Annotated in this window: 17 protein-coding genes; 13 read left to right on the top strand and 4 right to left on the bottom strand. The window is 71.3% G+C overall.

Annotated elements, in window-relative coordinates; translation table 11 throughout:
- The first annotated feature begins 1 nt into the window (after position 1).
- The 11 genes from OG303_RS43550 (at position 2) to OG303_RS43500 (ending at position 10,625) form a co-directional block, all read left to right on the top strand.
- Positions 2 to 544 carry a MarR family winged helix-turn-helix transcriptional regulator gene (locus OG303_RS43550; RefSeq protein WP_405875440.1) on the top strand — a complete coding sequence of 181 codons (543 nt, stop codon included), beginning with the start codon at positions 2 to 4 and terminating at the stop codon, positions 542 to 544.
- A gap of 193 nt (positions 545 to 737) precedes the next feature.
- Entirely contained in the window at positions 738 to 1,268 is a 531-nt protein-coding gene (locus OG303_RS43545) for a cupin domain-containing protein (RefSeq protein WP_405875439.1), read from the top strand.
- Positions 1,265 to 2,488: a cytochrome P450 gene (locus tag OG303_RS43540; protein WP_405875438.1), complete on the top strand. Its 1,224-nt coding sequence runs from the start codon at positions 1,265 to 1,267 to the stop codon at positions 2,486 to 2,488. The genes OG303_RS43545 and OG303_RS43540 overlap by 4 nt, the downstream gene beginning before the upstream one ends.
- A gap of 23 nt (positions 2,489 to 2,511) precedes the next feature.
- Positions 2,512 to 2,835, top strand: coding sequence for a 2Fe-2S iron-sulfur cluster-binding protein (locus OG303_RS43535; protein WP_405875437.1), 324 nt, complete (start codon positions 2,512 to 2,514; stop codon positions 2,833 to 2,835).
- Positions 2,832 to 4,073 carry an NAD(P)/FAD-dependent oxidoreductase gene (locus OG303_RS43530; protein ID WP_405875436.1) on the top strand — a complete coding sequence of 414 codons (1,242 nt, stop codon included), beginning with the start codon at positions 2,832 to 2,834 and terminating at the stop codon, positions 4,071 to 4,073. The genes OG303_RS43535 and OG303_RS43530 overlap by 4 nt, the downstream gene beginning before the upstream one ends.
- Entirely contained in the window at positions 4,070 to 5,521 is a 1,452-nt protein-coding gene (locus OG303_RS43525) for a class I adenylate-forming enzyme family protein (protein WP_405875435.1), read from the top strand. The genes OG303_RS43530 and OG303_RS43525 overlap by 4 nt, the downstream gene beginning before the upstream one ends.
- A gap of 96 nt (positions 5,522 to 5,617) precedes the next feature.
- The gene (locus tag OG303_RS43520; protein WP_405875434.1) at positions 5,618 to 6,736 is read left to right on the top strand and encodes an alcohol dehydrogenase catalytic domain-containing protein; all 1,119 of its coding nucleotides are present in this window, start codon (positions 5,618 to 5,620) and stop codon (positions 6,734 to 6,736) included.
- An 80-nt stretch (positions 6,737 to 6,816) separates the two neighbouring features.
- The gene (locus OG303_RS43515) at positions 6,817 to 8,007 is read left to right on the top strand and encodes an acyl-CoA dehydrogenase family protein (RefSeq protein WP_405875433.1); all 1,191 of its coding nucleotides are present in this window, start codon (positions 6,817 to 6,819) and stop codon (positions 8,005 to 8,007) included.
- Positions 8,004 to 8,903: a 3-hydroxybutyryl-CoA dehydrogenase gene (locus OG303_RS43510; RefSeq protein WP_405875432.1), complete on the top strand. Its 900-nt coding sequence runs from the start codon at positions 8,004 to 8,006 to the stop codon at positions 8,901 to 8,903. Before OG303_RS43515 ends, OG303_RS43510 begins: the two co-directional genes overlap by 4 nt.
- Positions 8,904 to 8,907: 4 nt before the next feature.
- Entirely contained in the window at positions 8,908 to 9,996 is a 1,089-nt protein-coding gene (locus OG303_RS43505; RefSeq protein ID WP_405875431.1) for an S-(hydroxymethyl)mycothiol dehydrogenase, read from the top strand.
- Positions 9,996 to 10,625, top strand: coding sequence for an MBL fold metallo-hydrolase (locus tag OG303_RS43500; RefSeq protein WP_405875430.1), 630 nt, complete (start codon positions 9,996 to 9,998; stop codon positions 10,623 to 10,625). Before OG303_RS43505 ends, OG303_RS43500 begins: the two co-directional genes overlap by 1 nt.
- 7 nt (positions 10,626 to 10,632) lie before the next feature.
- Here the strand turns inward: OG303_RS43500 and OG303_RS43495 are convergent, their stop codons facing one another.
- Entirely contained in the window at positions 10,633 to 11,568 is a 936-nt protein-coding gene (locus tag OG303_RS43495) for a carbohydrate kinase family protein (RefSeq protein ID WP_405875429.1), read from the bottom strand.
- On the bottom strand, positions 11,565 to 12,251 hold the full coding sequence (locus OG303_RS43490; RefSeq protein WP_405875428.1) for a class II aldolase/adducin family protein: 687 nt from the start codon (positions 12,249 to 12,251) through the stop codon (positions 11,565 to 11,567). The genes OG303_RS43495 and OG303_RS43490 overlap by 4 nt, the downstream gene beginning before the upstream one ends.
- Positions 12,252 to 12,309: 58 nt before the next feature.
- On the opposite strand from OG303_RS43490, the gene OG303_RS43485 reads away from it, so the two are divergent.
- The gene (locus tag OG303_RS43485) at positions 12,310 to 12,963 is read left to right on the top strand and encodes a TetR family transcriptional regulator (RefSeq protein WP_405875427.1); all 654 of its coding nucleotides are present in this window, start codon (positions 12,310 to 12,312) and stop codon (positions 12,961 to 12,963) included.
- On the opposite strand, the gene OG303_RS43480 is transcribed toward OG303_RS43485, so the two are convergent.
- The gene (locus tag OG303_RS43480; RefSeq protein WP_405877766.1) at positions 12,948 to 13,805 is read right to left on the bottom strand and encodes a LysR family transcriptional regulator; all 858 of its coding nucleotides are present in this window, start codon (positions 13,803 to 13,805) and stop codon (positions 12,948 to 12,950) included. The two genes, OG303_RS43485 and OG303_RS43480, sit on opposite strands and share 16 nt — an antisense overlap.
- 83 nt (positions 13,806 to 13,888) lie before the next feature.
- Here OG303_RS43480 and OG303_RS43475 point away from each other — a divergent pair, with 83 nt between their 5' ends.
- Positions 13,889 to 14,815 carry an EamA family transporter gene (locus OG303_RS43475; RefSeq protein ID WP_405875426.1) on the top strand — a complete coding sequence of 309 codons (927 nt, stop codon included), beginning with the start codon at positions 13,889 to 13,891 and terminating at the stop codon, positions 14,813 to 14,815.
- A 20-nt stretch (positions 14,816 to 14,835) separates the two neighbouring features.
- Here the strand turns inward: OG303_RS43475 and OG303_RS43470 are convergent, their stop codons facing one another.
- On the bottom strand, positions 14,836 to 16,365 hold the full coding sequence (locus OG303_RS43470; RefSeq protein ID WP_405875425.1) for an aldehyde dehydrogenase family protein: 1,530 nt from the start codon (positions 16,363 to 16,365) through the stop codon (positions 14,836 to 14,838).
- Positions 16,366 to 16,387 lie beyond the last annotated feature (22 nt).

The raw sequence follows: 16,387 nt of genomic DNA, 5'->3' as shown, positions 1-16,387 counted from the left end.
CGTGACGGACACCGTGCGTGAGACGGGGACCACGGGAGCTAGCCGGACCCGGGAGTTCTCGGAGCTCCTGCGCCATCAGCACCGCGAGCTGGGTACGACCGATCCCCGGGACCTCGACGCGATCGAGATGGTCACCGATCTCACCCGCCTCGAGGCCCGGCTGACCAAGGACTTCGAGAAGCACGTCCACCGGCCGCTCGGCCTGACCTGGGCGGGCTTCAGGATCCTGAACTCCCTGTGGGTCTACGGCCCGCTCGGCCAGCAGGACATCGGCCGGGTCTCGGGGTCCACCCGCGCCAGCATCTCCAGCGCGCTGGCGACCCTGGAGAGCCGGGGCCTGGTCACCCGGGAACGGGTCGAGTCCGACCGCCGCCAGCTGTTCGTCGAGCTGACGGCGGAGGGCCGCGAGACGCTGCGGCAGGCCATCGAGGCGCAGACGAAGCGCGAGCGCGCGTGGACCGGCATACTGCGTGACGATCAGCTCAGTGAACTGGTCCACTTGCTGCGTACCCTGGTGAACCAGGAGACCCCGCCCGCGGAGTGACCGGGCCCGGGGAGACCGGCCCACCACAGGACTCGTGCACGGAGCCGCCGTGGCACGGCCGTCGAAAATAGTCAGACCTCTTACCGTCAAGCATCTAACGGTCAGCCCGTTTTTCAGAAGAGCCGGCTTCTCAAAACAGTCGGTTTCCAAGAACAGTCAAGAACACTTGGTTGGTTTCTCAAGGGAGAGAATCATGGTCCGTCGTGTCGTCACCGGTGTCGATCCCAGTGGCAAGCCCGTGATCGTCAGCGACGGAGAGCCGCCCGTCACGCGTCAGTACACCCACACTCCGGGCTTCGCCCGCTCCCTGGTGTGGAACACGACGGCTCCCGCCGCCCCGTCGGACGACCCGACGGATGCCCTGAAGTCCTATGTGCCGGCCCCCGGCGAGACGATCGCGCTGACCGTCACCTTCCCGCCGGCCAGTGTCTACGCCGACCCGAGCTGGGACCCCGCGGCCGCGGGCGCCGAGCAGCTGGAGGCGACGCCGGGCCTGGCCGAGCTGTTCGAGCTCGACAATCCGGGCATGCACACCACGCCGACCGTCGACTACGGCGTCGTCCTCTCCGGCGAGCTGGTCCTCGACCTCGACGGTGGCGAGACCGCGGTGCTCAAGCCCGGCGACCTCGTCGTGCAGAACGCCACGCGGCACGCCTGGCGCAACAACGGCAGCGAGCCCGCCACGGCGTTCTTCGTCCTGATGGGCGCGGGCGGCACGTCATGAGCGCCCTGACGACCGCGGCGCCCGGCGCGCCCGTCGTCGAGCTCGACCTCGCCGAGCTGCGCCGCGACCCGTACCCCGCCTACGCCGAGCTGCGCCGCACCGCGCCGCTGGCCTGGGTCCCGTCGGTCGGACGCCACCTGCTGACCCGGTACGAGGACATCGTCCACGCCGAGAAGCTGCCCGAGGTGTTCAGCTCCCGCGAGGAGGGCTCGCTGCTGCTGCGCACCGTCGGCCCCAACCTGCTCCGCGAGGACGACCCGGAGCATCGGCGCCTGCGGGCCGCGGCCGAGCCGCCGACCCGCCCCCGTCAGGTCCGCGACCTGTGGGCCGGGGAGTTCGAGCGGACCGCGCACGAGCTGCTCGACCGGATCGCCGGCCGTGGCGAGGCCGACCTGATAGCCGACTTCGCCGAGCCGCTCGTCGCCGCCAACCTGGCCCTGGTCCTGGGCCTGCGCAACGCGAGCGCCGAGGACATCGCCGACTGGTCGCGGGCGATGATGGACGGCAACAGCAACTACGCCGACGACCCCGATCTCTGGCTCCGCGCCGAGCGGGCGACCCGGGCCATCGAGGAAGCCGTGGCCGAGATGGCGGAGATCGCGCGCCGCGAGCCGGACGGCTCGGTGATCTCCTCCATGGTCCACGCCGCCGAGCCGGTGGACCTCGCCGAGATCCAGAACAACATCAAGGTCATCATCGGCGGAGGCGTCAACGAGCCGCGCGACGTCTTCGGCGTGGGCGCCTGGGCCCTGCTGAACCGCCCCGAAGCGCTGGAGCGGGTGCTCAAGGACCCGGCGTCCTGGAAGCGGGTCTTCGAGGAGACCGCGCGCTGGATCTCGCCGATCGGCATGTATCCCCGCCAGCTCACGCAGGACTACGAGATCGCCGGCGTCACGCTGCCCGCGGGCAGCCGCGTCGCCCTCGTCATCGCCTCCGGCAACCGCGACGAGTCGGTCTTCGAGCGGGCCGACGAGTTCGATCTCGACCGCCCGCACCGCCCCCATCTCGCCTTCGGCGGCGGACCGCACTTCTGCATGGGCGCGTGGGTCGCGCGCCACGAGGTCAGCGCCATCGCCTGGCCCCTCGTCTTCAGCCGTCTGCAGGGCCTCCGCCTCGACGACGGCGCCAAAGCGTCCGACAGCGGATCCGCCGCGGGCCGTCTGGACGGCTGGGTGTTCCGCGGGCTCACCTCGCTGAACGTCACCTGGCAAGCCCCCTGAGCCGTCCCCATCGGGAGGACTTCATGCCCACCGTCATCTTCCAGCTGCCCGACGGGACCGAACGCAAGGTCACCGCCGCGTCGGGGACCGTCCTGATGCAGGCGGCCGTCTCCAACGGCGTCGAGGGCATCGTCGCCGAGTGCGGAGGCAACGCCTCCTGCGCCACCTGCCACGTCTACGTCGATGCGACGCAGGCCGAGCTGGTGGGTCCGCCGAACGACGTCGAGGACGAAATGCTGGACTTCACCGCCGCCGAACGCCGGCCCACCAGCCGGCTCAGCTGCCAGGTCCAGCTCTCCGACGCCCTGGACGGACTGGTCGTCCACGTGCCCGAGGAGCAGATATGAGCAGCGCAGCGGGCGTGGTCGTGGTCGGCGGCGGACAGGCCGCGTTCAGTGTCGTGTCGACGCTGCGCGCATCCGGCTACGACGGTCCGGTCACGGTGTTCGCCGACGAACCCCATCTGCCGTACCAGCGGCCGCCGTTGTCGAAGAAGGCTCACACCGAGCCGGACGGCGTACGCGTCGAGCTGGTGCCGGAGTCCTTCTACGGCGAGCGGAACATCGACCTGCGCCTCGGGGACGACGTGATCGCCCTCGACACCGCCACCGCCACGGTCGTCACCCGCACGGGCACCCGTGTCCCGTACACCCACCTCGTGCTGGCGACCGGTGCCCGCAACCGTCCGCTGCCCGTACCCGGCGCCGAGCTGGCCGGCGTCCACGCGCTGCGCTCGCTCGACGACGCCCTCACCATCGGCCGGGCGCTGACGACGGCCCGTGACGTGGTCGTCGTCGGCGGCGGGTTCATCGGCCTTGAGCTCGCCCAGGTCGCCCTGGCCCGCGGCGCACGGGTGACCGTGGTCGAGCTGGCCGACCGGCTGCTGAGCCGGGCCGTGTCACCGGAGGTCGAACGCCACCTGCGGGAACGCCACGAGCAGGCCGGTGTCCGGGTCCTGACCGGGACGGGCGTACGTGCTCTGGAGGGACCGGGCCGGGTCGAACGGGTCGTCACGGACCGCGAGATCCTGCCCGCCGACCTCGTCGTCTACGGCATCGGGGCCATCCCCCGGGACGACCTGGCACGCGCGGCGGGGCTGGCCGTGGACGACGGCGTGGTCGTGGACGAGCAGCTGCGCTCGATCACCGATCCCCGGATCTCCGCCGTCGGGGACTGCGCCCGCCATCCGCATCCGCACGCGGAGGGGCTGGTGCGGCTGGAGTCCGTGCAGAACGCCATCGATCAGGGCGCGTTGGTCGGACGGCGCCTCGCCGGGTCGCCCGCCTCGTACGAGAGTCTGCCGTGGTTCTGGAGCGACCAGGGCGCCATCAAGTTGCAGATCGCCGGGCTGCGTTCACCCTCGGACGAGGTACGCCTCGCAGCAGGTGACTCCCCGGAGCGCCTGGCCTCGTACGCCTTCCGCGACGGTCTGCTGGTGGCCGTGGAGACCTTGAACTGGCCTGCCGAGCACCTGGCCGCCCGTCGGTTGCTGGAGCGGCGGACGCCGGTGTCCGCCGACGACCTCGCGGGGACGACCCTCGGCGCGCTCGCCCGCGCCAGACGTGCCGCGGAGGTGAAGGCATGACGAGCACGTTCGGCGCCCACCTCGTCACGAGTGCGGCCCAGGCCGGCTCCCGGACCGCCCTCGTCTTCGAGGACCGGACCTGGACCTATGCCGAACTGGACCTGGCCGTACGGCGGACGGTGGCCCGCCTCGACAAGTACGGGGTACGCAAGGGCGATCGGGTGGTGATGCAGGGGGCGGCCCGGCCGGAGGCCCTGATCACGCTGTTCGCGGTGACGCGGATGGGAGCGGTGCTCGTGCCGCTGCACCCGCAGGTGACCGGGGGCGAAGTCACCGTCGTGTGCGAGGAGACCGCGCCACGTGCGGTCGTCGGCGACGAGCGGTTCCCCGACGGGACGGGCATCCGCCTGACCTGGGACGACCTGCACGTCGACGACGAGCCGTCCGCGCCCGTCGTCGGGGAGCCCCCGACCGGCTCGGACATCGCGATCATCGCCTTCACGTCCGGCACCTCCGGCCGCCCCAAGGGCGTCGCGCTGACCCACGACAACCTGTACTGGAGCATGGTCAACGGGCTGTCGCAACTGCCCGTCGACGAGGACGACACCGCCCTCGTCTCCACCCCGCTGGCCCACGTCGCCGTGCTCGGCGGGCTACCGCAGTACACCTGGGCGCGGCGCGGGACGGTGATCCTGGCCCCGCGCTTCGACCCGGACCTGTTCATCGACCTGGTCCGCGACCACAAGGTCACCTGTGCGTTCGCCGTACCGGCCATGTCCGCCCTGCTGGCCCGCCACCCCCGCTTCGGCGGCGGCGACCTGGACACCCTGCGGTGGATCCTGTCCGGCGGATCACCGGCCCAGACCGCCACCCGCGAGCAGTTCCGGGCGCGCGGGATCGGTGTGGTCAACTCCTACGGGCTGACGGAGACCAGCGCGGGCGTGACGTACTCCGCCGCGAACGACACGGCGGCCTCCACCGGATCTCCTGTCCCCCAGGTCGAGTTGAGGGTCGTGGACGAGAGCGGGGCGCCCACCCCGGCCGGCAACGCCGGTGAGATCTGGGTGCGCGGACCGTCGGTGGCGGACGCGTACTGGACGGCCGACGGGCCGGTGCCCGTGACCGATCGCGAGGGCTGGTTCCACTCCGGGGACCGCGGGCTGTTCGACGCCGAGGGCCGCCTGTCGGTCGTCGGACGGCTCAAGGACACCATCATCACCGGCGGGGAGAACATCGATCCCGCCGAGGTCGAGAACGCCCTCGCCGACTTCCCCGGTGTCGTCGAGGTCGCGGTCTCCGGGGCACCGGACTCGCTCTGGGGCGAGATCGTGACCGCCTTCCTGGTCACCGACTGCGGCGCCCCCACCCTGGACGACGTCCGCTCCCATCTCGACGGCCGGCTCGCCCGGCACAAGTGGCCCCGGCGCCTGTGCGTCGTACCCGCGCTCCCCCGCGGGGCCACCGGAAAGCTGCAGCGCGCGCGGCTGACGACGCTGCTGGACAACTGACCCATCCTTCACAAATCCCAGAGACCGCACCGCAGTTGGCGCCGTCTCCCCCAGCCGTACCCGAAGCCGTACCTGAGCCGAACCCGAGGAGACGCCATGAGTGCGACCATGCGAGCCGCGCGGATGCACGCCGTCGGCGAGCCGATGAAGCTCGAGGAACTGCCCGTTCCCGAGCCCGGCCCCGGCGACGTCCGCGTGGCCGTCCACGCCTGCAACATCGTGCCGAACCTGGCCAACATCCTGAACATGTGGACGACTTGGTTCCCGCACAGCCCCCTGCCAACCCTGCCGGCGATCTTCGGCCTCGACCCGGCGGGCGTGGTCGAGGCGGTCGGCGAGGGCGTGCAGGCGTTCAAGCCGGGCGACCGGGTGTACGTCAACCCGGGCCGCTCGTGCGGGTCTTGTCGTTCATGTCGCAGCGGCGACTCGATCAACTGCGCCAGCTACGCCTTCGCAGGATATTTCGGCTTTTCGCCGACCGCGATCGATCTGCTCGACCGCTACCAGGGCGGTCTCGCCGAGTACACGTTGGCCCCGGCGTACAGCCTCGTGAAGCTGCCGGACTCGCTCTCCTTCGAGGCCGCCGCCCGCTTCGGCTACATCGGCACCATGTACTCGGCGCTGCGCAAGGCCGAGGCCGGTCCGGGCAAGACCATCCTCATCAACGGCATCAGCGGCACCCTGGGCATCGCCGCCGCGCTCCTCGCGCCCGCCATGGGCCTCACCCACGTGTACGGCACCGGCCGCGACAAGAGCCTCCTGGACCAGGTCGGCAAGCTGGCGGGCGGCCGGCTGAACCTGCACTCCCTCGACGACGGCCCGGTCGACGAGTGGATCCACGAGCAGACCGACGGCTACGGCGTCGACATCTACATCGACGCCCTCGGCCCGGGCGCCCCGCACGAGACGTTCCGGGCGGGCATGCGAGCGATGGCCCGCGGTGGCATCGCCGTCAACATCGGTGCCATCGCCGGTGATCTGCCGATCGACATCCACCGGATGATGGACCAGCAGCTGCGGCTGATCGGCTCGGCGTGGTTCACCTCCGCCGAGGGCCAGACCATGGCCGACATGGCGGGGGCCGGCCTGCTGGACCTGAGCCCGCTGGAGCACCACGTGTACCCCCTGGAGCAGGTCAACGAGGCCATCAGCGGGATCGCCGTGCGCAACGGCGGCTTCAGCAACTTCATCATCAACCCGACCGCCACGCTGTAAGGCCCGCGGACCGGAGGCCGTCGGTACTCCCCTGACCGGCGGCCTCCCCACCCTCTTCCCTCCCCATCCCTGGAGACCCGATGCACGCCCAGCACGCGCCGCGCCCGGCCGACCCCCTCGACCTCATCGAAATCGACAGCCTGCTGACGCCGGACGAGCGCGCCGTCCGCGACGCCGTCCGCACCTTCTGCGACCGCCGCGTCGAACCGCACATCGCCGAGTGGTTCGAGCAGGGCGCGATCGAGGACATCCGCGGCCTCACCAAGGAACTCGGCGAACTCGGCCTACTGGGCATGCACTTGGAGGGCTACGGCTGCGCGGGAATGAGCGCGGTCGACTACGGCCTGGCCTGTCTGGAACTGGAGGCCACCGACTCCGGACTGCGCTCCCTGGTCTCGGTGCAGGGCTCCCTGGCCATGTACGCGATCCACGCCTTCGGCTCCGAGGAGCAGAAGCAGGAGTGGCTGCCCCGCCTCGCGGCCGGCACCGCCATCGGTTGCTTCGGACTCACCGAGCCCGACTCGGGCTCCGACCCGGGCAGCATGCGCACCTCGGCCCGCCGCGACGGCGACGACTGGATCCTCGACGGCCGCAAGATGTGGATCACCAACGGCTCGGTCGCCGACGTGGCCGTCGTCTGGGCCCGCACCGAGCACGGCGTACGCGGCTTCGTGGTCCCGACCGACTCTCCCGGTTTCTCGGCGCCTGCCATCAAGCACAAGATGTCGCTGCGGGCGTCCGTGACCAGCGAGCTGGTCCTGGATTCCGTACGACTGCCCGGAACCGCCGTGCTGCCCGAGGTACGGGGGCTGCGCGGGCCGCTGTCCTGCCTCAACGAGGCGCGCTACGGCATCGCGTGGGGTGCGATGGGCGCCGCACGCTCGTCCTTCCGCGCCGCCCTGGCCTACGCCGGCGACCGGGTCCAGTTCGACCGACCCATCAGCTCCTTCCAGTTGACCCAGGCCAAACTGACCGACATGGCACTGGAGTTGGCCAAGGGCACACTGCTGGCCTTCCACCTGGGCCGTACGAAGGACGACCGTGGTCTGCGCCCCGAACAGGTCAGCTACGGCAAGCTCAACAACACCCGGACCGCGCTGGAGATCTGCCGCACCGCCCGCACCATCCTGGGCGCCAACGGCATCTCACTGGAGTACCCGGTGATCCGGCACGCCAACAACCTGGAGTCGATCCTCACCTACGAGGGCACCGTCGAGATGCACACCCTCATGATCGGCCAGGCGCTGACGGGCCAGGCGGCGTTCCGGTGACCGCTCCGGCCACGGACATCCGTAGGGTCGGTGTCGTCGGCTGCGGTCTGATGGGTGCGGGCATCGCCGAGGTGTGCGCCCGGGCCGGGCTGGACGTGGTGGTCCACGAGGTGAGCCCGGGTGCGGCCGAGGCCGGCCGGGCCCGGATCACCGCTTCGCTCGACCGGGGCGTACGGCGCGGCAAACTCACCGGCGAGGAACGCGACGCCGCCCTCGACCGGGTGCGGGTCACCCCCGACCTCACCGAGCTGGCCGACCGGGACCTGGTGGTGGAGGCGGCGACGGAGGACGAGAAGACCAAGGTCGCGCTGTTCGCCGAGCTCGACCGGGTCGTCACCCGTGAGGACGCGCTGCTCGCGTCCAACACCTCCTCCCTCCCCATCATGAAACTGGGCATGGCCACCGCACGCCCGCACCAGGTGATCGGGGTGCACTTCTTCAACCCGGTCCCCGTGCTGGAACTCGTCGAGATCGTGCCGTCGCTGCTGACGGACGTTCAGACCCAGTCCCGCGCCGAGGAGTTCGTCACGGGGACGCTGGGCAAGAAGGTGATCCGCGCCCAGGACCGGGCCGGTTTCGTGGTCAACGCCCTGCTCGTGCCGTACCTTCTCTCGGCGATCCGGATGCTGGAGTCCGGTCACGCCTCGGCGGAGGACATCGACACCGGTATGGTCCTCGGCTGCGCCCACCCCATGGGGCCGCTGAGCCTGGCCGACCTGATCGGCCTGGACACCCTCACCGCCATCGCCGAGGCGATGTACGCGGACTTCAAGGACCCCCTGCACGCCGCGCCACCCCTACTGCTGCGCATGGTCGAGGCCGGTCTGCTCGGCCGGAAGTCCGGGCGCGGCTTCCACGACTACTCCGAACACGACTCTTCCAGGAAGGGCAACTGACCTCATGGCACAGGAAGTACGGGGCGTGATCGCACCGGGCAAGGGCGAGCCGGTGCGGGTGGAGACGATCGTGGTCCCCGATCCCGGCCCCGGGGAAGCCGTGGTGAAAATCCAGGCCTGCGGGGTCTGTCACACCGACCTGCACTACAAGCAGGGCGGCATCAGCGACGACTTCCCGTTCCTGCTCGGTCATGAGGCCGCGGGCGTGGTGGAGGCGGTGGGCGAGGGCGTCACCGACGTCGCGCCCGGTGACTTCGTGATCCTCAACTGGCGTGCGGTGTGCGGGAACTGCCGGGCCTGTCTGCGTGGACGCCCCTGGTACTGCTTCAACACCCACAACGCCGGGCAGAAGATGACCCTCGCCTCGACCGGGCAGGAACTCTCCCCGGCGCTGGGCATCGGGGCGTTCGCGGACAAGACGCTGGTCGCCGCGGGGCAGTGCACGAAGGTCGACCCGAGCGTGGCCCCGCAGGTCGCCGGGCTGCTGGGCTGCGGGGTGATGGCCGGCATCGGCGCCGCGATCAACACCGGCAACGTCGGCCGGGGCGACACGGTCGCGGTCATCGGCTGCGGCGGCGTCGGCGATGCGGCCGTCGCCGGGGCGAACCTGGCCGGCGCGGCGAAGATCATCGCCGTGGACATCGACGACCGCAAGCTGGAGACCGCCCGCTCGATGGGCGCCACCCACACCGTCAACTCGCGCGAGAACGACCCGGTGGAGGCGATCCGCGAACTGACCAGCGGCTTCGGCGCCGACGTCGTCATCGAGGCGGTCGGCCGCCCGGAAACCTACAAGCAGGCCTTCTACGCCCGCGACCTGGCCGGCACCGTCGTCCTGGTCGGCGTGCCGACCCCGGAGATGAAGCTGGAACTGCCGCTGCTGGACGTCTTCGGACGCGGCGGCGCGCTGAAGTCCTCCTGGTACGGCGACTGCCTGCCCTCCCGCGACTTCCCCATACTCATCGACCTGCACCTCCAAGGCCGCCTGGACCTCGGGGCGTTCGTCACCGAGACCATCCAACTCACCGACGTGGAGAAGGCGTTCGAGCGGATGCACCACGGCGACGTACTGCGCTCGGTGGTGATGCTGTGATGGCCGCACGCATCGAACACCTCGTCACCTCCGGCACCTTCAGCCTGGACGGCGGCACCTGGGAGGTGGACAACAACGTGTGGATCGTCGGCGACGACCACGAGGTCATCGTCATCGACGCGGCCCACGACGCCGACGCCATCGCCGAAGCCGTCGGCGACCGCCGCCTGACGGCCATCGTCTGCACCCACGCCCACAACGACCACATCGACGCCGCGCCCGCCCTCGCAGACCGCACCGGCGCGCCGGTCTTCCTCCACCTGGACGACCGTCTGCTGTGGAAGCACACGCATCCCGACCGCAACCCCGACGGGTACCTCTCCGACGGCCGTCGCTTCACCGTCGCCTCGACCGAACTGGCGGTGCTGCACACCCCGGGCCACACACAGGGCGCCGTCTGCCTGTACTCCGAGGAACTGGCCACGGTGTTCACCGGAGACACCCTGTTCCAGGGCGGCCCCGGTGCCACGGGACGGTCGTACTCCCACTTCCCGACCATCATCCGCTCGGTCCGGGACCGCCTGCTCACCCTCCCGCCCGACACCAAAGTCCTTACCGGACACGGCGATTCGACCACCATCGGCGCCGAGGCCCCGCACCTGGAGGAGTGGATCGCGCGCGGTCACTGAGGGGTCGTCAGCGGGTCTTTTGGGTCATGGAGAACTCGTCGGCGTCGGGCAGGTCGAAGTCCCCGTGGTCGCTGCCCAGCCCCTGCGCCACCAGCGCCGCCGCTGCGCTGCCGAGTACGGCGGACTCGCGCGGGGTGCGGTCGAGGCCGAGGCCGCGGATGAAACCGGCCGAGAACGCGTCGCCGCATCCGGTGGTGTCGACGACCTCGACCTCGAAGGCGGGGACGGATTCTGTGCCCTCGGCGGTCACCAGGAGCGCGCCGTCGCCGCCGCGGGTGACGGCGACGAGGCCGGCCCCGGCGGCGAGGAGCTTCTTCGCGCCGGTCACGAGGTCCTCCTCCTCGCTGAAGCCGAGGACCTGGTCGTCGTTGGGGAGGAGGAAGTCGACGTACGGGAGCAGTGGTTCGATCTGGTCGAAGGTGCCGAGCACGCCGGGGGCGAGCAGGTCCACGGAGGTGACCACGTCGTGTTCCTTGGCGTGCGCCAGGATGCGCGCGGCGACGTCGGCGCCGATCAACTCCGGGCCGCCCAGGTGCAGATGGGTCGCCTCGGCGACCGCGTCCCAGGGCACGTCGTCGAAGCCGTAGGTGATGTTGGCGCCGAGGAGGTGGAGCGAGGGGCGGTCCCCGTTGGGGCGGATCGGCAGGACGCTCGCCGAGGTGGAGGTGTCGATACGGCGGACCAGCAACTCGGTGTCGATTCCCGCCCTGTTGAGCAGTTGGACGAGCATGTCGCCGGTCGGGTCGGTGCCGATCGCGCCGGCGGTGCGCACCGAGGCGCCCAGCTTGGCGAGGGAGAGCGCGGTGCCGCCGGCAGTTCCGGCGGCGGTCATCCGGATGTCGTCCACGAGGGTGGCGCCCTGGCCCTCGGGTATCTCCTCCACCGGCCGTACCAGTACGTCCAGCACGTGCACGCCCATCGTGACGACCTGCTGTGCCTTCATCGGGTTCCCTCCTGCGCGGGTGGTACGGGGTGAGTGGTGCCGTAGTTGCGGCCGATCGCGGCCTCGATGACCGCGAGTTGCTGGTGTTCGTCGAGGACGCGGGGCGGTCCGAGCGCGGCCGCGCGCTGGTAGACGCCGCAGGCCCACTCCAGCAGCAGGGCGTGCTCGACGGCCTTGTCGAGGGTCGGCGCGTGGGTGACCGCACCGTGGTTGGCCATCAGCGCGGCGCTGCGGCCCTCCAGCGCGGCGAGCACCGACTCGGCGAGTTCGGGGGTGCCGAAGGTGGCGTACGGCGCGACCCGGACGGTGCCGCCGAGGGTGAGCAACTGGTAGTGGATGCACGGCAGTTCGTCGAGGACGAGGGAGAGCGCGGTGGCCATGGGGGCGTGGGTGTGGACGACCGCGCCGGTGCCGTAGCGGCGGTAGACGCCGAGATGCAGGTCCAGTTCGGAGGTAGGTTCGAGTGTCCCGGCCACGACCTTGCCGTCCAGATCGACCACCGTGACCTGGTCCTCGGCGAGTTCGGCGAGCACCGCGCCCGTCGCGGTGATGGCGACCCGCTCCCCCACGCGCACGCTCACGTTCCCGGCCGTGCCGATGAGCAGGCCCTCGGCCCCCAGACGCCGACAGGCGCCCGCGACGGCGGCCCGTTCCTGCCCGAGCTCCCCGCTTGAGTCGGTCATGTGCGGGACCGTAACCTAAAGGTGAAACAAAGTCACGTTCACATTCGGAGGTTGTTCCGTGAGCGAGCCGACCGCTGACGTCGACGGGTCCGCTCCCCTGCGCCGCACCCCCCAACAGGCGCGCAGCAAGGCCCGGTTGGCCCGGGTTCTGGAGGCCGCCGAGCGCGTACTGATCGCCGAGGGGGTCGAGGCGCTCACGACCACCCGCGTCGCCGCGGAGGCGAAGGTGTCGGTGGGCTCGCTGTACCAGTACCTGCCCGACCGTGACGCGATCATCGACGCGCTCGCGGCCGGCTACTTCGTGAAACTCGAGGCCGCCATGGACGGCTTCGTCGAGGCCGCGGCGACGCAGGGGTGGGACGACCCGGTGGGCGTGCTCGTCGACGCGTTCGCCGGGATCTACCGCACCGAACACGGCTTCCGGGCCCTGTGGTTCGGCAGCGGCCTGACCGAACGGACCCGGGCCGCGGACCGCGAGCACAAGCGCCGCATGGCCGACGGAATCCGCCGCGTCCTGCTCGCGCTCGACGTGGCCCACGACGACGAGCCCCTCGCCCGCGCCTGCCACGCCTCGGTCCTGGCCGCCGACGCGCTCGCCCAGGAGGCATTCCGCCGGGACCCGGAGGGCGACAAGGAACTCCTCGACGAGGCCAAGGTCATGCTGCGGGGCTACCTCGTGGCCGTCATCGCGCGATATCAGCCGCTGCGGTAGAGCGCGGTGAGCAGTTCGATGGCCGCGGGGGTGGCGGGATGCGGGTCGTCGCGCCACCAGGCGAGGCGTACGGCGATGGGTTCGGCGTCGCGGACCGGGCGGTAGACGACGCCGGGGCGCGGGTACTGATGGGCGGTCGATTCCGCGGTCACCCCGATGGCCCGGCCGCTGGAGATCACGGTGAGCCAGTCGTCGATGTCGTGTGTCTCCTCGGTGGCAGGGCGGGCGTCCGGCGGCCACAGGTCGGCGGTGGTGGTGCCGGTGCGGCGGTCGATCAGCAGGGTGCGACCGCCGAGGTCGGCGAGCCGGACCGAGCGGCGCCCGGCTAGGGGGTCGTCGGCGGCCAGGGCGCACAGCCGGCGTTCCAGGCCGACGATGGCGCAGTCGAAGCGCCGGTCCTCCTCCAGCGGTCTGCGCACCACTGCCAGGTCGCAGGCGCCGTCCGCCAGCCCAGCGGTCGCGGAGTTGACCCGCACCAGGTGCAGGTCCGTGTCGGGGTGGGCCTGGGCCCAGCGGCGTTGGAAGGCGGGCGTGTGCCGGCCGAGCGCCGACCAGGCGTAGCCGATGCGCAGGCTGGTGTGGCCCGAGGTGGCCGTCTGGACCAGGTCGTCCACCTCGCCGAGTACCCGTCGGGCCTGCGCCACCACCCGCAGCCCCGTCGCGGTCGGCGTCACCGCGCGGGAGGTGCGGCGCAACAGCCGTACGCCCAGGGCCCGTTCGAGCGAGGCGAGCGTCCGGGACACGGCCGCCTGGGAGACGCCGAGCGTGATGGCAGCGTCGGTGAAAGTGCCCTCGTCGACGATCGCGACGAGACAGCGCAGCTGCCGGAGTTCCACGTCCATGACCCGAGCATGCATGACTCAAGCGTATAGATCGAGTGGAGGTCGCATTTTGTGCAAGTCATCTTCCGGTGCACGATCGCGCCATGGCACCCGCATCCGCACCCGCCTCAGCCCCTGCGCAGCGCACAGGTCCCGAATACCCGAGCGCCGGCCCGGCGCTCCCTTCCCCCGAGCCCGACCGGCGGCGCCTCGCCGGTGTGGTCACGATGGTCGGCAGCGGCCTGTCCAACCAGACCGGTGCCGCCATCGGCTCGCTCGCCTTCCCGGTGCTGGGTCCGGTCGGTGTCGTCGCGGTCCGGCAGTACGTCGCCGCGATCGTCCTGCTGGCCGTCGGCCGGCCCCGGCTCCGTGCCTTCACCTGGCGTCAGTGGCAGCCGGTCCTGCTGCTGGCCGTGGTCTTCGGCACGATGAACCTGTCCCTGTACAGCGCCATCGACCGCATCGGCCTCGGGCTCGCGGTCACCCTGGAGTTCCTCGGCCCGCTCGCCGTCGCCCTGGCCGCCACCCGCAGTCGTGTGGACGCCTGCTGTGCGGTGGTCGCCGCGGCGGGCGTCGTCACGCTGATGCGCCCGCAGCCGTCCGCCGACTACCTGGGCATGGGCCTCGCTCTGCTCGCCGCCGCCTGCTGGGCCTCGTACATCCTGCTCAACCGCACCGTCGGCCGCCGCGTCCCCGGTGCGCAGGGGTCCGCGGCGGCAGCCGGTCTCTCCGCCCTGATGTTCCTGCCCGTCGGCATCGCCGTGGTCCTGCGGCAGCCGCCGACCGCCGCGGCGGTGGGGTGCGCCGTCGCGGCCGGGGTGCTGTCCTCGGCGGTGCCGTATCTCGCGGACCTGTTCACGCTGCGCCGGGTGCCGGCCCAGGCGTTCGGCCTGTTCATGAGCGTCAACCCCGTCCTCGCGGCCGTCGTCGGGTGGGTCGGCCTCGGCCAGCGCCTGGGCTGGACGGAGTGGGCGGGCATCGGTGCCATCGTCGTCGCGAACAGCCTGAGCATGCTCGCCCGGCGGGGATGACCTCCTGGACAGATCTCCGCCTAGAGGAAGCTGACGTTCTGGGCGAGGGCGAGGCGGCCGGAGTAGTTGATGGTGTTGGTGGCCGGGCGCATGTACGCACGCCAGGCGTCGGAGCCCGACTCGCGGCCGCCGCCGGTGTCCTTCTCGCCGCCGAAGGCGCCGCCGATCTCCGCGCCCGAGGTGCCGATGTTGACGTTGGCGATGCCGCAGTCGGAGCCCTCGGCGGAGAGGAAGAGTTCGGCCTCCTGCTGGTCGCGGGTGAAGATGCTGGAGGACAGGCCCTGCGGGACGTCGTTGTGCAGGGCGACGGCCTCCTCGAAGGTGTCGTAGGTCAGGACGTAGAGGATCGGCGCGAAGGTCTCCTCCCGTACGACGTCGGTCTGTTCGTCGACGCGGACGACGACGGGTTCGACGTAGGCCGCGTGGGGTGCGGCGTCGGCCAGGCGGCGGTCGCCGCCGACCAGGATCTTGCCGCCCTGCGCCTGGACACGGGCGACGGCGTCCTGCATGCCGTCGAGGGCCTCGGGAGAGATGAGCGGTCCTACGAGCGTCCCCTCGTCGAAGGGGTTGCCGATGGGGAGCTTGGCGTACGCGGCCGTCAGTCGGGCGATCAAGGTGTCGGCGATGTCGCGGTGGACGATGAGGCGGCGCAGGGTGGTGCAACGCTGGCCCGCCGTGCCGGCCGCGGCGAAGACGATGCCCTGCACGGCGAGGTCGAGGTCGGCCGAGGGGGCGACGACGGCGGCGTTGTTGCCGCCGAGTTCGAGCAGGCTGCGGCCGAAGCGGGTCGCGACGCGGGGGCCGACCTCGCGGCCCATGCGGGTGGATCCGGTGGCGCTGACGAGGGCGACGCGGTGGTCGTCCACGAGCTGCTCGCCGATGGTGCGGTCGCCGATGAGGAGGCGGTGTACGTCGCGTGGAGCATCCACCTCTTCGGCGGCCTGGGTCAGGAGCCGGTCGCAGGCGAGGGAGATGAGCGGGGTCAGTTCGGAAGGCTTCCAGATCACCGTGTCGCCGCAGGCCAGGGCCACGGCGGTGTTCCAGGACCACACGGCGGCCGGGAAGTTGAACGCCGAGATGACGCCGACGACACCGAGCGGGTGCCAGGTCTCGGCGAGACGGTGGCCGGGGCGCTCGGAGGCGATGGTGCGGCCGTAGAGCTGCCTCGACAGTCCGACCGCGAAGTCGCAGATGTCGATCATCTCCTGGACCTCGCCGAGCGCCTCCGAGCGGATCTTCCCCGCCTCGATGGCGATGAGGTCGGCCAGGTCGCTCTTGTGCTCGCGCAGCAACTCGCCCAGGCGGCGCACGAGTTCGCCGCGGCGGGGAGCCGGTGTGGTGCGCCAGGTGAGGAAGGCCTCGCGGGTGGCGGCGAGTGCCTCCTCGACGTCGGCGGCACTCGCGGCGGCCAGGCCGAACAGGTCCTCGCCGGTGATCGGCGTGCGCGCCCGGAAGTCGGTGCCTTCCGGGACGGTGACGCCGATGCGTTCCAGACTCCTGCGGGCGCGGGCGCGCAGGTCCTCGGTGGTGGGCAGAGCGGTGCTGGGCATGGTGGTTCCTCGGGTGTGGGTG

This window comes from Streptomyces sp. NBC_00005, from assembly GCF_045160215.1.
Lineage (GTDB): Bacteria > Actinomycetota > Actinomycetes > Streptomycetales > Streptomycetaceae > Streptomyces.
The sequence above is the reverse complement of the archived record's forward strand: the minus strand, read 5'-3'. Positions and strand labels throughout refer to the sequence as shown.